Genomic DNA, 18035 nt, shown 5'->3' with positions numbered 1-18035 from the left:
TCTATGAGTTCAGTGCAGTACCCGACCCGGTTGCCTTGCGGCAACCGGGTTCTTGATTTGTCGCGTACCCATGTCATGGGTATCCTCAATATCACCCCCGACTCCTTCTCCGACGGCGGGCGCTTCAGCCAGCGCGACGCTGCGCTGCGGCATGCCGAAGCGATGGTCGCCGCAGGCGCCACGCTGATCGACATCGGTGGCGAGTCGACGCGCCCTGGGGCGCGTGCCGTGTCCGTGATCGAAGAAATCGAGCGCGTGGCGCCGATGGTCGAGGCAATCAATAGCCGCCTGGATGTGGTCATTTCGGTTGATACCTCCACGCCTGCGGTCATCCGCGAGTCTGCGCGGCTGGGGGCTGGGCTGATCAACGACGTACGCGCGCTGGAGCGCGATGGTGCCCTGGACGCGGCGGCCGATACCGGCCTGCCGGTGTGCCTGATGCACATGCGCGGTGAGCCGGGCAATATGCAGGACGACCCGCATTACGATGATGTGACAGCGGACGTTACGCGATATCTTGAACAACGGATGGCCGCTTGCGCTGCGGCGGGCATCGATGCAAACAGAATCATTCTTGACCCAGGCTTCGGTTTCGCCAAGACACTGGCGCACAACCTGAGCCTGTTCAAGCACATGGAAGCGCTCTATCGCCTTGGGCGCCCACTGCTGGTGGGTGTTTCACGAAAGAGCATGATCGGCCTGACGCTGGATCGTCCGGTCGGCGAGCGTTTGTACGGCAGCCTGGCGCTGGCAGCGTTGGCCATGACCAAGGGGGCGAGCATCCTTCGCGTCCATGATGTGGCCGAAACTGTCGATGTGGTACGCATGATCGCTGCGGTTCAACACGCCGAATAAGAACATTGGAGTCGCTATGAGCAGAAAATACTTTGGTACCGACGGCATTCGTGGCCGCGTCGGCGAATTCCCGATCACGCCGGACTTCATGCTGAAGCTCGGCTGGGCGGCTGGCATGGCTTTCCGCAAGCAGGGCCATTGCCGTGTGCTGGTGGGCAAGGACACGCGTATTTCCGGTTACATGTTCGAATCTGCGCTCGAGGCCGGGCTTTCTGCGGCCGGTGCCGATGTGATGCTGCTCGGGCCGATGCCGACCCCGGCCATCGCCTACCTCACGCGTACCTTCCACGCTGAAGCCGGCATTGTCATCAGCGCGTCGCACAACCCGCACGACGACAACGGCATCAAGTTCTTCTCTGGCCAGGGCACCAAGCTGCCTGACGAAGTCGAGTTGATGATCGAAGAGTTGCTCGATCAGCCGATGACGGTGGTCGAGTCGGGCAAGCTGGGCAAGGTCTCGCGCATCAACGATGCGGCTGGCCGCTACATCGAGTTCTGCAAGAGCAGCGTGCCTTCGAGCACCAGCTTCGACGGCCTCAAGCTGGTGGTCGATTGCGCCCATGGCGCCACGTACAAGGTCGCGCCAAGCGTGTTCCGCGAACTGGGTGCCGACGTGACCATTCTGAATGCTCAGCCTGATGGCTTGAACATCAACGAAGGCTGTGGCTCTACCCATATCGAGTCGCTGCAGGCCGCCGTGCTGGTGGGCCATGCCGACCTCGGTATCGCCTTCGATGGCGACGGTGACCGGGTGCTGATGGTCGATCACACGGGTGCCATCGTCGACGGCGACGAGTTGCTGTTCATCATCGCCCGTGACCTGCATGACCGCGGCAAGCTGCAAGGCGGGGTAGTGGGGACGCTGATGAGCAACCTCGGCCTTGAGCTTGCGCTCAAGGAGCTGGATATCCCGTTCGTGCGGGCCAAGGTTGGCGACCGTTACGTCATGGCCGAACTGATCGAGCGCGAGTGGTTGGTCGGGGGTGAAAACTCCGGGCATGTCGTGTGCTGCAACCACACCACCACCGGTGATGCGATCATCGCCGCGCTGCAGGTGCTGATGGCCCTCAAGCGTCGCGGGGAGACACTGGCCCAGGCCCGTCAGGCCCTGCGCAAGTGCCCTCAGGTACTGATCAACGTGCGCTATGGGGCAAGCAAGGTCGACCCTCTGGAGCACCCTGCGGTGCAGGAAGCCAGTGCCAAGGTCACCGAGGCGATGGCCGGTCGCGGTCGCGTGCTGCTGCGCAAGTCCGGTACCGAGCCGTTGGTGCGGGTCATGGTCGAAGGCGACGACGAAAGTCAGGTTCGCGGCCATGCCGAAGCCCTGGCGAAACTGGTCAGCGAAGTTTGTGTCTGAAGGCGCTTGCCAGCGCAGATCTGGTTGGGTAAGATCTGCGCCCACTTTGACCGACGAGGTAAAGCATGCGTCGCCCTATGGTAGCTGGTAACTGGAAGATGCACGGTACCCGCGCCAGCGTCGCTGAGCTGACCGAGGGCTTGAGCAATCTTGCCCTGCCGAGCGGAGTGGAAGTCGCGGTATTTCCACCGGCCTTGTTCATCAATCAAGTGATCGATGGCCTGGCAGGTAAAGAAATAACTGTCGGCGCACAGAATTCTGCTGTACAACCCGAACAGGGTGCGCTGACCGGGGAAGTTTGCCCGGAACAGCTGGCCGAAGTGGGCTGCAAGTTGGTGTTGGTTGGGCATTCGGAGCGTCGCCAGGTCATCGGCGAGAGTGATGAAGTGCTGAATCGCAAGTTTGCAGCCGCACAGGCCAAAGGTTTGAAGCCCGTGCTGTGTATTGGGGAAACCCTTGAAGAGCGCGAGGCGGGCAAGACGCTCGAAGTTGTCGGGCGTCAACTAAGCAGTATCATCGAAGCGTTCGGTGTTAAGGCTTTTGCCAATGCAGTAATTGCTTATGAGCCTGTATGGGCCATCGGCACTGGCCTTACGGCCACGCCCCAACAGGCTCAGGATGTGCATGCTGCCATCCGCGGCCAGTTGGCGGCAGAAGATGCTGAAGTGGCTGCGAAGGTGCAGCTGCTCTACGGCGGCAGCGTGAAGGCGGCCAATGCGGCCGAACTGTTCGGCATGCCGGATATCGATGGGGGGCTCATTGGTGGAGCGTCCCTGAACGCAGACGAATTCGGTGCAATTTGTCGCGCCGCAGGAAACTGAACAAATGCTGGAAACAGTCATCGTTGTTTTTCATCTGTTGGCAGCGCTGTCGCTAGTAGTGCTGGTTCTGTTGCAACAGGGTAAGGGTGCGGAAGCAGGTGCATCTTTCGGCGCAGGTGCCTCAAATACTGTGTTCGGAAGCCAAGGCTCTGCAACCTTCCTAAGTAAATTCACTGCAATACTCGCTGCCACTTTCTTTTTGACAGCACTTGGGTTAGGATACTTCGCCAAGGAACAAGCTCACAAGCTGACCCAGGCGGGCCTTCCAGATCCAGCAGTGTTGGAAGTGAAAGAGCAAAAGCCGGCAGTGAATGATGATGTACCGGTGCTCCAACAGCAGAAGAGCGAAGCCACTCCGAGTACGGGTGATGTACCTCCTCCGGCAGAAGAGCAGAAGTAACGGGTTTCAAGAAGTAGTATTGCCGAGGTGGTGGAATTGGTAGACACGCAACCTTGAGGTGGTTGTGCCCATAGGGTGTAGGGGTTCGAGTCCCCTTCTCGGTACCAATTGAAGCAAGAGAGCCCGCTTTATGCGGGCTTTCTTGTAGGTGGAGGTCGGATTGACCCCGTACGGGGTTCGGTCTTATACTTTCGCCCCAGCTTTGTCGCGGGGTGGAGCAGCTTGGTAGCTCGTCGGGCTCATAACCCGAAGGTCGTTGGTTCAAATCCAGCCCCCGCAACCAGCTTTAGCGGAGCCCCTTTTCAGGGGCTTTTTGCTAGCCGAACAGTTTTCGGCGTCGTTGTCCAACGGCGCTTTCAGGGATGGGCGCTTCGCCCATTTTTTATTTGCACAGCATGCACGAGGGGGTTCAGGTGTCGAGCAAGCTAGAACAGTTGCAGGCCTTGTTGGCCCCGGTGGTCACGGGGCTGGGCTTCGAATGCTGGGGGATCGAATTCGTCTCCCAGGGCAAGCATTCGGTACTACGTGTCTACATCGATAAGGAAGGCGGCATTCTGGTGGACGACTGCGCTGAAGTCAGCCGTCAGGTCAGCAGCGTCCTCGATGTGGAAGATCCGATCAGCTCTGAATATACCCTAGAGGTTTCTTCTCCTGGCATGGAACGCCCGCTGTTCACGCTTGAACAGTTTGCCTCGCATGCCGGCGAACAAGTGAAGATCAAGCTGCGCTCACCCTTCGAGGGTCGTCGTAACTTCCAGGGCCTTCTCCGCGGTGTGGAGGAGCAGGATGTGGTGGTCCAGGTGGACGACCAGGAGTTCCTGTTGCCGATCGACTCGATCGACAAGGCCAATATTATTCCCAGTTTTGACTGAGACGTGCCGGGCCCGGCGGACTATCCGGGCCCAATGGCTTGCGCAAGGCGAGGCGTACGATGAGCAAAGAAGTACTGCTGGTTGTTGAATCGGTATCCAACGAAAAGGGTGTACCGCCCGGCGTCATTTTCGAAGCGCTGGAAGTGGCCCTGGCCACTGCAACCAAAAAACGTTTTGAGGACGAAGTCGACCTGCGTGTGGAAATCAACCGCCACACCGGTAGCTACGAGACCTTCCGTCGCTGGACTGTGGTCGATGAAGCCGATCTTGATGATCCGGCAATCGAGACCTGGTTGAGCAAGATCCACGAGACCCACCCTGAAGCCAAGGTCGGTGACGTGATCGAGGAGAAGATCGAGTCTATCGAGTTCGGTCGTATCGCCGCCCAGACCGCCAAGCAGGTCATCGTGCAGAAGGTCCGTGAGGCCGAGCGCGCCCAGGTGGTCGATGCCTACCGCGAACGCGTGGGCGAGATCATCTCCGGTACCGTCAAGAAGGTTACCCGCGACAACGTCATCGTTGACCTGGGCAACAACGCCGAGGCCTTGCTGGCTCGCGAAGACATCATTCCCCGCGAGACTTTCCGGGTTGGCGTGCGCCTGCGTGCGCTGCTCAAGGAAATCCGCACTGAAAACCGTGGCCCCCAGCTGATCCTGTCGCGCACTGCGCCACAGATGCTGATCGAGCTTTTCCGCATTGAAGTGCCGGAAATTGCCGAGGGCCTCATTGAAGTCATGGCTGCCTCCCGTGATCCGGGTTCGCGAGCCAAGATCGCCGTCCGCTCCAAGGACAAGCGCATCGACCCGCAAGGTGCCTGTATCGGCATGCGCGGTTCGCGTGTCCAAGCCGTATCCGGAGAGTTGGGTGGTGAGCGTGTGGATATCGTCCTGTGGGACGATAACCCGGCGCAGTTCGTCATCAACGCCATGTCGCCGGCTGAAGTCGCGGCGATTATCGTTGACGAGGATGCCCATGCCATGGACATCGCCGTCGCCGAAGACAACCTTGCCCAGGCCATTGGCCGTGGCGGTCAGAACGTTCGTTTGGCCAGTCAGTTGACCGGCTGGACCTTGAACGTGATGACCGAAAAGGACATCCAGGCCAAGCAGCAAGCAGAAACCGGTGACATCCTGCGCAACTTCATCGATGAACTGGAAGTCGACGAGGAGCTGGCCCAAGTGCTGGTCGACGAAGGCTTTACCAGCCTCGAAGAAATTGCCTACGTACCGTTGGAAGAAATGCTCAACATCGATGGCTTTGACGAAGATATCGTCAATGAGCTCCGCGCTCGAGCCAAGGACCGTTTGTTGACCAAGGCCATCGCTACCGAAGAAAAACTGGCAGACGCCCATCCGGCCGAAGACCTGCTCTCCCTTGAGGGCATGGACAAGGACCTGGCGGCGGAACTGGCGGTGCGCGGCGTGGTTAACCGCGAAGACCTGGCCGAGCAGTCGATCGACGATCTGCTCGACATCGACGGCATCGACGAAGAGCGTGCCGGCAAGTTGATCATGGCCGCCCGAGCCCACTGGTTCGAGTAATTAGGCGCGGCCTGAGGAGAGAAGTGCATGACGCAAGTCACGGTGAAAGAACTGGCCCAAGAGGTCGAGGCACCGGTAGAGCGCCTGCTGCAGCAGATGCGTGAGGCAGGTCTGCCGCACACCGACGCCGGTCAGGTAGTGACCGACAATGAGAAGCAGACTCTGCTGACTCATTTGAAAAGCAGCCACAAGAGCAAGGCGGAAGAGCCGCGCAAGATTACCTTGCAGCGCAAAACCACCAGCACCCTGCGTGTCGCCGGTAGCAAAAGTATCAGCGTAGAAGTACGCAAGAAGAAAGTATTCGTGCAGCGCAGCCCGGAAGAAATCCAGGCTGAGCAGAAACGCGAGCAGGATGAGCGCCGTGCGGCGGAAAACGCTGCGCGCGACAAGGTTGACGCCGACGTTCGCCAGCGCAACGAAGATCAGGCCCGCCGTCAGGCTGCTGATGCCGCCCCTGCGGCCCCAGCTGCCAAGCCGGCTGCCGCTGCCGCCGCACCTGCGCCGGCACCGGTAGTCGCTGACGCGCCTGCCTCGGAAGATGCCGCTGCGCGTGCTGCCGAGCGCAAGAAGGACGAGACCCGTCGCAACGAAAGCCGCACTCGTGATGACGACCGTCGTCGTGGCGAGGCGCCTCGCGTGTCGATCAAGGTCAAGGTCAAGGAGAAGGAAAAAGCACCGACTCCACGCGCTGCTCCGCGTACCACCGAAGAAGAGAGCGATGGCGCTCGTCGTGGTCGTGGCGGCAAGGGCAAGCTGAAGAAGCGTAACCAGCACGGCTTCCAGAGCCCGACCGGCCCCGTCATCCGTGACGTGACCATCGGTGAGACCATCACGGTCTCGGAACTGGCCAACCAGATGTCCGTCAAGGGCGCTGAAGTGGTCAAGTTCATGTTCAAGATGGGCACCCCGGTTACCATCAACCAGGTGCTCGACCAGGAAACCGCTCAGCTGATCGCAGAAGAGCTGGGCCACAAGGTCACCCTGGTCAGCGATACTGCCCTGGAAGACTCCCTGGCCGAATCGCTGAAGTTCGAAGGCAAAACCGAATCGCGCGCCCCGGTCGTTACCGTCATGGGCCACGTTGACCACGGTAAGACCTCGCTGCTCGACTACATCCGTCGTGCCAAGGTTGCTGCTGGCGAAGCCGGCGGTATCACCCAGCACATCGGCGCCTACCACGTGGAAACCGACCGCGGCATGGTCACCTTCCTCGATACCCCGGGCCACGCTGCGTTCACTCAGATGCGTGCTCGTGGTGCCAAGGCGACCGACATCGTCATCCTGGTGGTGGCGGCGGACGACGGCGTGATGCCGCAAACCCGTGAAGCCGTTCAGCATGCCAAGGCAGCTGGCGTCCCACTGGTTGTTGCCGTGAACAAGATCGACAAGCCTGGTGCCGACCTCGATCGCATCCGCAACGAGCTGTCCGTCGAAGGCGTGACCTCCGAGGAATGGGGTGGTGACACGCCTTTCGTCAAGGTTTCGGCGAAGATGGGTACCGGTGTGGACGAGCTGCTCGAAGCCGTTCTGCTGCAGGCCGAGATCCTCGAACTGAGCGCTACCCCGACCGCACCTGGTCGTGGTGTCGTCGTCGAATCGCGCCTGGACAAGGGCCGTGGCCCAGTGGCGACCATCCTGGTTCAGGACGGTACCCTGCGTCAGGGCGACATGGTCCTGTGCGGCTCCAACTATGGCCGTGTACGTGCCATGCTCGACGAGAACGGCAAGCCTGTGAAGGAAGCTGGCCCGTCGATCCCGGTCGAGATCCTTGGCCTGGACGGTACCCCGGAAGCCGGTGACGAGCTGTCGGTGGTTGCTGACGAGAAGAAAGCCCGCGAAGTTGCCCTGTTCCGTCAAGGCAAGTACCGCGAGGTCAAGCTGGCCCGTGCTCACGCTGGCAAGCTGGAAAACATCTTCGAGACCATGGGTCAGGAAGAGAAGAAAACCCTCAACATCGTCCTCAAGACCGATGTACGTGGTTCCCTGGAAGCGTTGAACGGCTCGCTCGGCGGCCTGGGCAACGAGGAAGTACAGGTTCGCGTGATTGGCGGCGGTGTGGGTGGTATCACCGAGAGCGACGCCAACCTGGCGCTGGCGTCCAACGCGGTGCTGTTCGGCTTCAACGTGCGTGCCGATGCCGGTGCGCGCAAGATCGTCGAGCAGGAAGGTCTGGATATGCGTTACTACAACGTGATCTACGACATCATCGAAGACGTCAAGAAGGCCCTGACCGGCATGCTCGGCAGCGATGTTCGCGAGAACATCCTGGGTGTCGCCGAAGTGCGTGACGTGTTCCGTTCGCCGAAGTTCGGCGCCATCGCTGGCTGTATGGTCATCGAAGGTACCGTGTACCGCAACCGTCCGATCCGCGTTCTGCGCGAGGACGTTGTGATCTTCGAAGGCGAGCTGGAATCGCTGCGTCGCTTCAAGGACGACGCTGCCGAAGTACGTTCGGGCATGGAGTGCGGTATTGGCGTCAAGAGCTACAACGACGTCAAGGTCGGCGACAAGATCGAAGTCTTCGAGAAAGTCCAGGTGGCTCGTACCCTCTAAGGGCGAGCTTGCCGCAAGCCCCCGCTACAGGGCGGTTGGCGGCGCCTTTACAGGTAGCGCCCGGTCAGGCATCAGCTTGACCGGGCGTTTGCCGCTTTAAGTTACAGGTAGCAAGAATGGCCAAAGAATATAGCCGTACCCAACGTATCGGTGATCAGATGCAGCGCGAGCTGGCTGAGCTGATCCGCCGCGAAGTCAAGGATCCACGTGTCGGCCTGGTGACCATCACCGCCGTGGATGTCAGCCGCGACCTGGGCCATGCCAAGGTGTTCATCACCGTCATGGGCGAGGAAACGCCAGATGCCGTGAAGCAGTCGCTCAAGGCACTGAACAGCGCCGCCAGCTTCCTGCGCCTGCACCTGGGGCGTTCGATGCAACTGCGCAGCGTGCCCCAGCTGCATTTCCACTTCGATGAAAGCGTCAGCCGCGGTGTACACCTGTCGGCGCTGATCGAGCGTGCAGTGGCTGAAGACCGCCTGCACAAGGCTACCGACGAGCTGGACACCAAGGAGTAAGCGGTGGCCCAGGTCAAACGTATCCGCCGCAACGTCAGCGGCATCATCCTGCTGGACAAGCCACTGGGCTTCACCTCCAACGCGGCACTGCAGAAAGTGCGCTGGTTGCTCAACGCGGAGAAGGCCGGCCACACTGGCAGCCTCGACCCGCTGGCAACCGGCGTGCTGCCACTGTGCTTCGGCGAAGCGACCAAGTTTTCGCAGTACCTGCTCGATTCCGACAAGGGCTACGAAACCGTCATGCAGATGGGGCAGACTACCAATACTGCCGATGCTGAAGGCGAGGTCCTGCAGACCCGTGAAGTGACCGTTGGTCGTGCCGACATCGAGGCGCTGCTGCCCCGTTTTCGTGGCCCGATCAGCCAGATACCGCCGATGTACTCGGCGCTCAAGCGTGACGGCCAGCCACTGTACAAACTGGCTCGTGCTGGAGAGGTAGTGGAGCGCGAGGCGCGTTCTGTTACTATTAACCGCTTGGAGTTGCTCGAGTGCGAAGGCACCCGTGCACGGTTGACGGTAGGATGCAGCAAAGGCACCTATATCCGCACCCTGGTGGAGGATATCGGCGAAGCCCTTGGCTGTGGCGCTTATGTCGCCGAGCTGCGCAGGACCCAGGCCGGGCCCTTCGAGCTGGCACAGACGGTGACCCTCGAGGAACTCGAACAGGCCCATGCCGAAGGTGGCAACGAAGCGCTCGATCGCTTCCTGATGCCTTCCGACAGCGGGCTGCAGGACTGGCCAATGGTGAGTTTGTCCGAGCACAGTGCGTTCTACTGGCTGCATGGCCAGGCAGTACGTGCGCCGGATGCACCGCAGTTTGGCATGGTCCGCGTACAGGATCACAATGCGCGCTTCATCGGTATCGGTGAAGTGAGCGAAGACGGGCGCATTGCGCCACGTCGGCTGATTCGGTCGGAATGACCGAAACCGCAGGGTCTGGCTTCTGCCGGGCCCTACGGGATCAAGGGTGGCTGTCAGTAGGCACGGTCACACCTTTCTTATTAATACAGGGATTTGTCCCTGGCCTATTGGACCCCGCTCGCGGGATCCGTTATCAGGAGAAGCCAAATGGCCCTCAGCGTTGAAGAAAAAGCTCAAATCGTTACCGACTACCAGCAAGCTGCTGGCGACACTGGTAGCCCGGAAGTTCAGGTTGCTCTGCTGACCGCGAACATCAACAAGCTGCAAGGCCACTTCAAGGCCAACGGTAAAGACCACCACTCGCGTCGTGGCCTGATCCGTATGGTTAACCAGCGTCGTAAGCTGCTGGACTACCTGAAGGGTAAAGACACCACTCGTTACAGCGCCCTGATCGGTCGCCTGGGCCTGCGTCGCTAATAGCGGCCTGGTCAGTGGTGTGCATGGCGTCTCATGCATTGGCAACGCTGCCTGGCAGCGTTGTCTTTGGGCACGCCATGCGTATCTCCGAGGTTGGCAGCCTGGTTACGTTGAGCGGTTTTCCGCACTTCGGCCAGGCTCCCAGCCTCGTGTTGTATCTGGACGGTCAATGGGGCCGATTCCCCGTTCTGCCCAAGAATTCGCAAGAAACCAGTTCCCCCCAGAGCCACTGAAAAGGTAGGAAACCGTGAACCCGGTAATCAAGACATTCCAGTTCGGTCAATCGACCGTTACTCTCGAAACGGGCCGCATTGCCCGTCAGGCAACCGGCGCAGTGCTGGTTACCGTCGACAACGACGTCACCGTGCTGGTGACTGTGGTAGGTGCCAAGCAGGCCGATCCAGGCAAGGGTTTCTTCCCGCTGTCGGTCCACTACCAGGAAAAGACCTACGCCGCCGGCAAGATCCCGGGTGGCTTCTTCAAGCGTGAAGGCCGTCCTTCCGAGAAAGAGACCCTGACCTCGCGCCTGATCGACCGTCCGATCCGCCCGCTGTTCCCTGAAGGCTTCATGAACGAAGTCCAGGTCGTCTGCACCGTGGTTTCCACCAGCAAGAAGACCGACCCGGACATCGCTGCGATGATCGGTACCTCGGCTGCCCTGGCTATTTCCGGCATTCCGTTCGAAGGCCCGATCGGCGCCGCCCGCGTAGCCTTCCACGAAAGCACCGGCTACCTGCTGAACCCGACCTATGAGCAACTGGCTGCCTCGAGCCTGGACATGGTCGTTGCCGGTACCTCCGACGCCGTACTGATGGTTGAATCGGAAGCCCAAGAACTGACCGAAGACCAGATGCTGGGCGCCGTACTGTTCGCCCACGACGAATTCCAGTCCGTTATCCAGGCTGTCAAAGAGCTGGCCGCCGAAGCGGGCAAGCCGACCTGGGACTGGAAACCCGCCGTTGCCAACACCGAGCTGCTCAACGCCATCCGCGCCGAGTTCGGCGAGGCTGTTTCGCAGGGCTACACCATCACCGTCAAGGCCGACCGCTACGCGCGCCTGGGCGAGCTGCGTGATCAGGCGATCGCCAAGTTCTCCGGTGAAGAAGGCCAGCCTTCGGCTTCCGAAGTCAAAGAAATCTTCGGCGAAATCGAATACCGCACCGTTCGCGAAAACATCGTAAACGGCAAGCCGCGTATCGATGGTCGTGACACCAAGACCGTTCGCCCGCTGAGCATCGAAGTCGGCGTGCTGCCGAAGACTCACGGTTCGGCACTGTTCACCCGTGGTGAAACCCAGGCCCTGGTCGTCGCGACCCTGGGTACTGCGCGTGACGCCCAGCTGCTGGACACCCTCGAAGGCGAGAAGAAAGACCCCTTCATGCTGCACTACAACTTCCCGCCGTTCTCGGTGGGCGAGTGTGGCCGCATGGGCGGTGCTGGCCGTCGTGAAATCGGCCACGGCCGTCTGGCCCGCCGTTCGGTACAGGCCATGCTGCCTGCCGCCGACGTGTTCCCGTACACCATTCGTGTGGTATCGGAAATCACCGAGTCCAACGGTTCGAGCTCCATGGCTTCGGTCTGCGGTGCTTCCCTGGCCCTGATGGACGCCGGTGTACCGATGAAGGCGCCAGTGGCCGGTATCGCCATGGGCCTGGTCAAGGAAGGCGAGAAGTTCGCCATTCTGACCGACATCCTGGGTGACGAAGACCACCTGGGCGACATGGACTTCAAGGTTGCCGGTACCGCCAAGGGTGTTACCGCACTGCAGATGGACATCAAGATCAACGGCATCACCGAAGAGATCATGGAAATCGCCCTGGGCCAAGCCCTGGAAGCGCGCCTGAACATCCTCGGCCAGATGAACCAGATCATTGGTCAATCGCGTACCGAGCTGTCGGCCAACGCCCCGACCATGATCGCGATGAAGATCGACACCGACAAGATCCGTGACGTCATCGGTAAAGGCGGCGCCACCATCCGCGCCATCTGCGAAGAGACCAAGGCTTCGATCGACATCGAAGACGATGGCTCGATCAAGATCTTCGGCGAAACCAAGGAAGCGGCTGAAGCAGCTCGTCAGCGCATCCTGGGCATCACTGCAGAGGCCGAAATCGGCAAGATCTATGTCGGCAAGGTCGAGCGCATCGTTGATTTCGGTGCCTTCGTCAACATCCTGCCTGGCAAGGATGGCCTGGTGCACATCTCCATGCTGAGCGATGCTCGCGTCGAGAAGGTCACCGACATTCTGAAAGAAGGTCAGGAAGTGGAAGTACTGGTACTGGACGTGGACAACCGCGGCCGTATCAAGCTGTCGATCAAAGACGTTGCCGCGGCCAAGGCCTCCGGCGTCTAAGCGACTGACGCGCAATGAAAAAAGAGCCCTTCAGGGCTCTTTTTTTATGCCCGCAGGGAACCTTTTGCACAGTTGCATCTTGCACGCAGGTTTACCCCGCAGGTTGCAAATTGCACGACTCATGCAAATCGCCAATATGTATAAGTCATTGATTTATAAAGGTTAAATGGAAGCGGGAAAACTGGCACAGCACGTGCAACTACCTTCATACCTGCAGCCAGGAATAACGGCGCAGACCTTTCGAAAAACAGGAGTGACTCACATGAAGAAGTTCGCCATTGCTGCCGCTACTGCTACCGCTCTGACCCTGACCATGGCTAACGCGGCATTTGCAGCCCAAGCCACCCAGGCTCCAGTCATGTTGGCTGCCAATACAGTGGACGATGCGAAACAGGAAGGCTCTGATACTTGGATCACCACCAAGGTCAAAGCTGATCTGCTGACTGAAAAAGGCATCCCAGGCAGCGACATCAAAGTCGAGACTAGCCAAGGTGTGGTGTCGCTGTCTTCGGATGTGAAAGTCACCGATTCGCAGAAGGAAGAAGCGGTACGGATCACCAAGAACATCAAGGGTGTCAAAAGCGTAATGTCTGATGGCCTGAAGTCCGAATAAGGAATGTCCCATAGGCCAAACGGAATTGGCCACTTTTCAGGAAAGCCCTGGCATCACTGCCGGGGCTTTTTACTGTGCGCCTCAAAAAACCGGGTTACGGGCGATAACGTCGCTCTCGAAACACGCCTGCTCGACGATCAGCGGTTCGACCAGCGGGCGACTGTCGCGAAAGTGCGCTGTCAGGGTGTGTGCCTCGTAGGCGGCATCGTCACGGTAGATCTCGTAGAGGTAGATCACGTCGGGATCGAGGCGGTCCTGAGACACGTCGAACACCAGGCAACCGGGCTCGGTTGCCACGGAAGCAGCGGCATTGGCCTTGATGGCGGTCAGAAAAGCCTCGGCGCTGCCGGGCTTCACGCGTGTCTTGATAAACAGGCTATACACATGGCGCTCCTTTTGTTTTAAATTCAGTTCTGAATTGTATACAAAAAAGGAGTTTCGCCAATGTCCGAGTTGCCTGCCCGCCCTGGCCGTCTGAATGGCCTGCGCCATATTGCCTTGCTGGTCCCTAACCTTGAGGAGTGCGAGCGCTTTTACGTCGACGTGCTTGGTATGGAGGTGCTCAACCGGGCCAATGAAGACTTGGTCTACCTGACCTGCGGTAACGACAATTTGTCATTGGGGCGCGGGGCGGGGGCGGCCAATGGTTTGCAGACTCTCGACCACTACGGCTTCATCGTCGACAGCGTGGAAGAGCTGGAGGCCTGGTACCAGTACTTCAAGGCGCGCGGGGTGACCTTGCTCGACCGTCCGTTCAACCATGGGGACGGCGCGCGCAGCTTCCACTTGCTGGACCCGGCAGGTAACAAGGTACAGCCGCTGTATCACCCGGCGGTGTCGGGCCAGCGGTTGGCCTGATTGCAGCTTTTATTGCCGGTACCGGCCGCTTCGCGGGGCAAGCCCGCGAAGCGGCCGGGGTTGATCACTCGGCATCCAGGTGCATCGGGGTGATCACCCGGCCATCCTTCTCAGCCTGACCCAGGGTGGTATCGATGAAGTACACCCGGTCGTCTTCCAGCTTGCCCTTGTCCACCAGGTAGTCCTTGATGCTGCTGGCCCGCTCCTGGCCGAGCGTACGCAGCAAGGGGGCGCTCTCGGCCCAGGACTTGATCACCGCTTCACGCAGCTTGGCGGTGCGCTCGTCGCGCCCCAGTTGTTCCCACTCAGCCGGTGGTTGCTGCTTCAGGCGATTGCGGTAGATGCCTTCGAGCATCGCCGGCTTGTCGCTGTCGTCGACCACCAGCATCGAGGCATTGGCAGGCACCTTGTCGCCACGACGCTGCAGGATCTTGTACCAGGTGGCCTGGTACTCGCGGTCCAGGCGCTGCTGGGCGATCAACGGGCCGTCGCTGGTCTGCGCGCTGGTGCCTTCGATTTCCAGGCGCAGCTCCGGGCGCTCCTTGAGGGCCGAGGCCAGTTTGTCCAGCGACGACTGGGCGTCGCCACTGAGTTCACTCGAGCCCGGGGCGAATGACACGTTGCCGAGGTCTTCCGAGCCCCCGCCAGCAATCAGCCCGCCAATGAACTTGAACGGTGCCTGGGCCGCGCGCAACACCAGGTTGCGCAGGGTTTGCCAGACAATCGGCATGACGCTGAACTGCGGGTTGTTGAGGTCACCCGTCACCGGCAACTCGATGGAGATCTTGCCTTCGGTATCCTTGAGCAGCGCAACCGCCAGGCGGATCGGCAGGTCCACGGCATCCGGGCTGTCGACCTTCTCACCCAGCTGCAATTGCTCGACCACCACCTTGTTCTCGGCCTTGAGCTGGCCGTTGGTAATCAGGTAGTGCAGGTCAAGGTTGAGCCGGCCCTTGCGGATACGGAAGCCTGCGAACTTGCCGGAGTAGGGCGTCAGCGTGGTCAGTTCGACCCGCTTGAAGCTGGTGGCGATATCCAGGCTGGCCAGCGGGTTGAACGGGTTGAGCGCACCCTTGATGGTAACCGGCGCATAGCGGTCGACCTTGCCCTTGATGTCCACCTTGGCCGGGTTCGGCTTACGGTTGTCGATCGTGCCGACCTGGCCGTTGAGCTGTTGCACGGCCGTGGCGAAGTTGGGCGTGAGGGACAGGTCAGCGAAGTTGGCCGAGCCGTCGTTGATGTCGATCTGGCCGATGTGTATGCCCAACGGCTTGTCGTTGCTGGCCGGTTTGGCAGCCTTGGACGCAGGCGCGTCGGCCGGTTGCGGGATCAGCAGGTCGTTGATGTTGGTGGTGCGGTCTTCGTTGATGATGAAGCGCGCATAAGGCTGCAGCAGGGTCACCTTGTCGATCGACAGGGCATCACCGTGCACATACGACAGGCCGTCGACGTTCACTTGCTGCCACTTCACGAAGTCGCGGCCCTTGATGGTGTCGAGCGTATGCAGTTGGTTGACCTGGGCCTTGCCGGCGACGTTGAAGGCCAGTGGCTCGGTACTTTTCAAGTCGACCTTCAGGTCGCTGGCGAGCATGCCGCTGCGAAGCTCCAGGAGGATGAACGGGCTGATGTAGGCCTGGGCCACACGCAGGTCGATGTCACGTGTGCTGACATCCAGCTTGGCCCAGATCGGCGCCAGGTTGACCTGGCCAGCGGCCTGCAGCTTGCCTTGCTTGCCCACACCGGTATCGAGCTTGAGCGTGAAAGGCGTCTGGTTGAGGCTGTCGAAGCCTTGCAGGTCGACATTCAGCGGGCCGACGTCCAGGGCCACGGGTTCCTTCTGGCTGCGGTCTGCCAGGTGCACGCTGTAGTTGCGCAGCTGCACGTCCTTGAGCAGCACCTGCCAGGGCTTGCTTGGCGTGTTGGCGGTTTGCGCATCGGGCGCAGGCTCGGCAGCGGCGGGTTCGGCCTTTTCCTTGGGGGTGGGCTTGGCCGGTTGGCTGGCGAACAGCTTCTGCCAATCGAGTTGGCCATCTTTTTCCAGCGCAGCCCAGGTTTCGAGTTTTTCGCTACGAATCTTGCCGACGATCACCTGTTGCTTGGCCAGGTCGATGGAGGTTTCACTCACCTCAAGGCTGGCCAGACGCGCGAGTTTGCGCCCATCTGGCGCCTTGATGGCGAAAGGCGCGATGCGTACCGAGGTGTTGTCCAGCAACAGCTCGGTCTGCTTGGACAGGTTGAGCTTGTAGTGGGTATCGAGGCTGATCACGCCGTCTTCGAGCACCAGCGGCACGGCATCACGCACATACGGCCAGAACAGTTTCATCTTGCCGTCGGTGATCTTCAGCGTGCCTTCGGAGGCGATCGGCGACAGGCCAAGGGTGCCTTTCCAGTCGATGCGCCCACCGTTGGGGCCGTTGGCCACCAGCGTCATGTCGGCATTGTCGTCCGGCAGGGTGCTGAGGTTTTTCAGCTCCAGGTTCATGTTGTCGTAGAGGAATTCGATCGGCTCGCTCGGGCGTTGATCCTCGAAGTGCAGGTAACCTTCGGTGAGCTTGATGCTGCCGATGCGAAGCGGGAACGGGTCGCTGGGCGGCTGGTCCGGCTTGGCCTCACTGGCGGGCAACTTGAACAACTGGGTGAGGTTGAGCGTCCCGTCCTTGGCAAACAGCACTTCGTTGCGCGGTTTGTCGAGTTCCACCGCGGTCAGGTGCAGGGCACCGCTCCACAGGCTGTCGAGCGAGAGGTTGGCGTACAGCCGCTCGAAACCGACTTGTTCCTTGCCAGGCTCGCCGATCTGCAAGCCCCATAGCGTCAGTTCGAGGCTGAAGGGGTTCAGCTCGATGCGCTGCAGGTGCGCCGGCACGCTGGCATAGTGCGCCAACTGCTGGTTGGCGATGCGCAGGGCGACACCGGGAAGAATGAGAAAGCCGAGCAGGCTATAGAGGGCTACGAGGGCCAGCATGGCGCCGAGGGCGCGAGTCAATCCTTTGTACATGTGTCGCTTCGTCTGTCTAAGCAGGAGTGCTTGGAGTATGGCACGTTAAATCAGTTCCGCTGAGGCGACCATTTCGCCTCATTCGATGCCCATGCGGCGCTTTGCCCGATGCGCCGAGCCGTCGCGCATGGCCCAGCGCAGTACCGGCGCCGTGCGTTGCAGGCCAAGGCGGATCATGCGGCGCTGCAAGGGGCCTTGTTGCAGGCCCAGCATGGCCTGGGCCCAATCGGGCAGCAGGTCGATGCCCGCGTTCAGCATCAGCTTGCCGACAGGTTGCGCCAGGCGGCTGGGGGCCGGTGCGGCAAGCAGGATGTCGACCACCTGGAAGCTGCGCGCATCGCTCTGCAACTGCGGGCGCATCTGCCGCAGGTAGTCTTCGACTTGCTGGCAGGAGCGCGGTACATCACGGGCGCCAAGGCGTTCGGCGATCAGGGCAATCTCGTTGTAGTAGGCATCCTGCTCGGCACGCGGCAGGTGCGGGTTGCGGTAACGCAGGTGGGCGGCGAGAAAACTGCTCACCTCGGCGACGTGCACCCAGGTCAGCAAGCCCGGGTCGCTGGCCGCATAGGGGCGGCCATCCGGCGCGGTACCGGTGACTTGCAGGTGAATGGTGCGGACCTTTTCGATCAGCCAGTCGGCGTCGCGGGTCGAGCCAAAGGTGGTGCCGGAAATGAACTGGCTGGTGCGGCGCAAACGGCCGAGCAGGTCCTGGCGAAAGTTCGAGTGGTCCCATACCCCGGCCAGGGCCAGAGGGTGCAGCAGTTGCAGCATGAGGGCGCTGATGCCGCCGACCAGCATGCTCGGGAAGTCACCGTGTACCTGCCAACTGATGCTTTGCGGGCCAAACAGGCCAGGGTCGCCCTTGGGCGATTCCAGGTCGAGCTGGCCGAGGGCCAGCCCGGTGAGGCTCATGACCTGGGTTTCGATGCGGCGGCGAAGGGCTTCCATGGCGACCTGTCGTTCA

General features: G+C 60.6%; 16 protein-coding genes and 2 tRNA genes. 15 read left to right on the top strand and 3 right to left on the bottom strand.

Annotated features, from left to right (window positions below; genetic code table 11):
• The first annotated feature begins 3 nt into the window (after window positions 1-3).
• The 14 genes from folP (at window position 4) to LOY26_RS22955 (ending at window position 13218) form a co-directional block, all read left to right on the top strand.
• Window positions 4-855, top strand: coding sequence for a dihydropteroate synthase (gene folP / locus LOY26_RS23020; RefSeq protein ID WP_186652600.1), 852 nt, complete (start codon window positions 4-6; stop codon window positions 853-855).
• Window positions 856-871: 16 nt separating this feature from the next.
• Window positions 872-2212: a phosphoglucosamine mutase gene (gene glmM, locus LOY26_RS23015; protein ID WP_186652599.1), complete on the top strand. Its 1341-nt coding sequence runs from the start codon at window positions 872-874 to the stop codon at window positions 2210-2212.
• 65 nt (window positions 2213-2277) lie between these two features.
• Window positions 2278-3033, top strand: a complete 756-nt coding sequence (gene tpiA, locus LOY26_RS23010; protein ID WP_033701590.1) for a triose-phosphate isomerase — start codon at window positions 2278-2280, stop codon at window positions 3031-3033.
• Between the two features lie 4 nt (window positions 3034-3037).
• Window positions 3038-3433 carry a preprotein translocase subunit SecG gene (gene secG / locus LOY26_RS23005; RefSeq protein WP_047583813.1) on the top strand — a complete coding sequence of 132 codons (396 nt, stop codon included), beginning with the start codon at window positions 3038-3040 and terminating at the stop codon, window positions 3431-3433.
• Window positions 3434-3454: 21 nt separating this feature from the next.
• Window positions 3455-3540 (top strand) — tRNA-Leu (locus LOY26_RS23000).
• 99 nt (window positions 3541-3639) lie between these two features.
• Window positions 3640-3716: transfer RNA gene (locus tag LOY26_RS22995), tRNA-Met, on the top strand.
• 130 nt (window positions 3717-3846) lie between these two features.
• Window positions 3847-4305, top strand: a complete 459-nt coding sequence (rimP, locus tag LOY26_RS22990; protein WP_033702568.1) for a ribosome maturation factor RimP — start codon at window positions 3847-3849, stop codon at window positions 4303-4305.
• 59 nt (window positions 4306-4364) lie between these two features.
• Entirely contained in the window at window positions 4365-5846 is a 1482-nt protein-coding gene (nusA, locus tag LOY26_RS22985) for a transcription termination factor NusA (RefSeq protein WP_027595024.1), read from the top strand.
• Window positions 5847-5873: 27 nt separating this feature from the next.
• On the top strand, window positions 5874-8399 hold the full coding sequence (infB, locus tag LOY26_RS22980; RefSeq protein ID WP_033701587.1) for a translation initiation factor IF-2: 2526 nt from the start codon (window positions 5874-5876) through the stop codon (window positions 8397-8399).
• A 116-nt stretch (window positions 8400-8515) separates the two neighbouring features.
• On the top strand, window positions 8516-8914 hold the full coding sequence (gene rbfA / locus LOY26_RS22975) for a 30S ribosome-binding factor RbfA (RefSeq protein WP_033701584.1): 399 nt from the start codon (window positions 8516-8518) through the stop codon (window positions 8912-8914).
• 3 nt (window positions 8915-8917) lie between these two features.
• Entirely contained in the window at window positions 8918-9835 is a 918-nt protein-coding gene (gene truB, locus LOY26_RS22970; protein ID WP_033701583.1) for a tRNA pseudouridine(55) synthase TruB, read from the top strand.
• 147 nt (window positions 9836-9982) lie between these two features.
• A complete protein-coding gene (gene rpsO, locus LOY26_RS22965; RefSeq protein WP_016489163.1) occupies window positions 9983-10252 on the top strand; it encodes a 30S ribosomal protein S15 in 270 nt (89 codons plus the stop codon).
• Window positions 10253-10499: 247 nt separating this feature from the next.
• Window positions 10500-12605 (top strand): polyribonucleotide nucleotidyltransferase, encoded by a 2106-nt coding sequence (gene pnp, locus LOY26_RS22960; RefSeq protein WP_033701582.1) that lies wholly within the window; start codon window positions 10500-10502, stop codon window positions 12603-12605.
• Between the two features lie 262 nt (window positions 12606-12867).
• Window positions 12868-13218 carry a BON domain-containing protein gene (locus tag LOY26_RS22955; RefSeq protein ID WP_186652598.1) on the top strand — a complete coding sequence of 117 codons (351 nt, stop codon included), beginning with the start codon at window positions 12868-12870 and terminating at the stop codon, window positions 13216-13218.
• A gap of 81 nt (window positions 13219-13299) precedes the next feature.
• Here the strand turns inward: LOY26_RS22955 and LOY26_RS22950 are convergent, their stop codons facing one another.
• Window positions 13300-13602, bottom strand: coding sequence for a putative quinol monooxygenase (locus tag LOY26_RS22950; RefSeq protein ID WP_186652597.1), 303 nt, complete (start codon window positions 13600-13602; stop codon window positions 13300-13302).
• A 60-nt stretch (window positions 13603-13662) separates the two neighbouring features.
• On the opposite strand from LOY26_RS22950, the gene LOY26_RS22945 reads away from it, so the two are divergent.
• Entirely contained in the window at window positions 13663-14076 is a 414-nt protein-coding gene (locus tag LOY26_RS22945; RefSeq protein ID WP_047583816.1) for a VOC family protein, read from the top strand.
• 64 nt (window positions 14077-14140) lie between these two features.
• Here LOY26_RS22945 and LOY26_RS22940 read toward each other — a convergent pair whose 3' ends face one another.
• Both LOY26_RS22940 and LOY26_RS22935 read right to left on the bottom strand, forming a co-directional pair.
• Entirely contained in the window at window positions 14141-17071 is a 2931-nt protein-coding gene (locus tag LOY26_RS22940) for a DUF748 domain-containing protein (protein ID WP_258714132.1), read from the bottom strand.
• A gap of 78 nt (window positions 17072-17149) precedes the next feature.
• Window positions 17150-18019 carry an oxygenase MpaB family protein gene (locus tag LOY26_RS22935; protein ID WP_258714131.1) on the bottom strand — a complete coding sequence of 290 codons (870 nt, stop codon included), beginning with the start codon at window positions 18017-18019 and terminating at the stop codon, window positions 17150-17152.
• Window positions 18020-18035: the final 16 nt, after the last annotated feature.

The organism is Pseudomonas sp. B21-047, assembly GCF_024748775.1.
Taxonomy (GTDB): Bacteria; Pseudomonadota; Gammaproteobacteria; order Pseudomonadales; family Pseudomonadaceae; genus Aquipseudomonas; species Aquipseudomonas capeferrum.
This window is presented reverse-complemented; position numbering and strand designations above follow the sequence as displayed.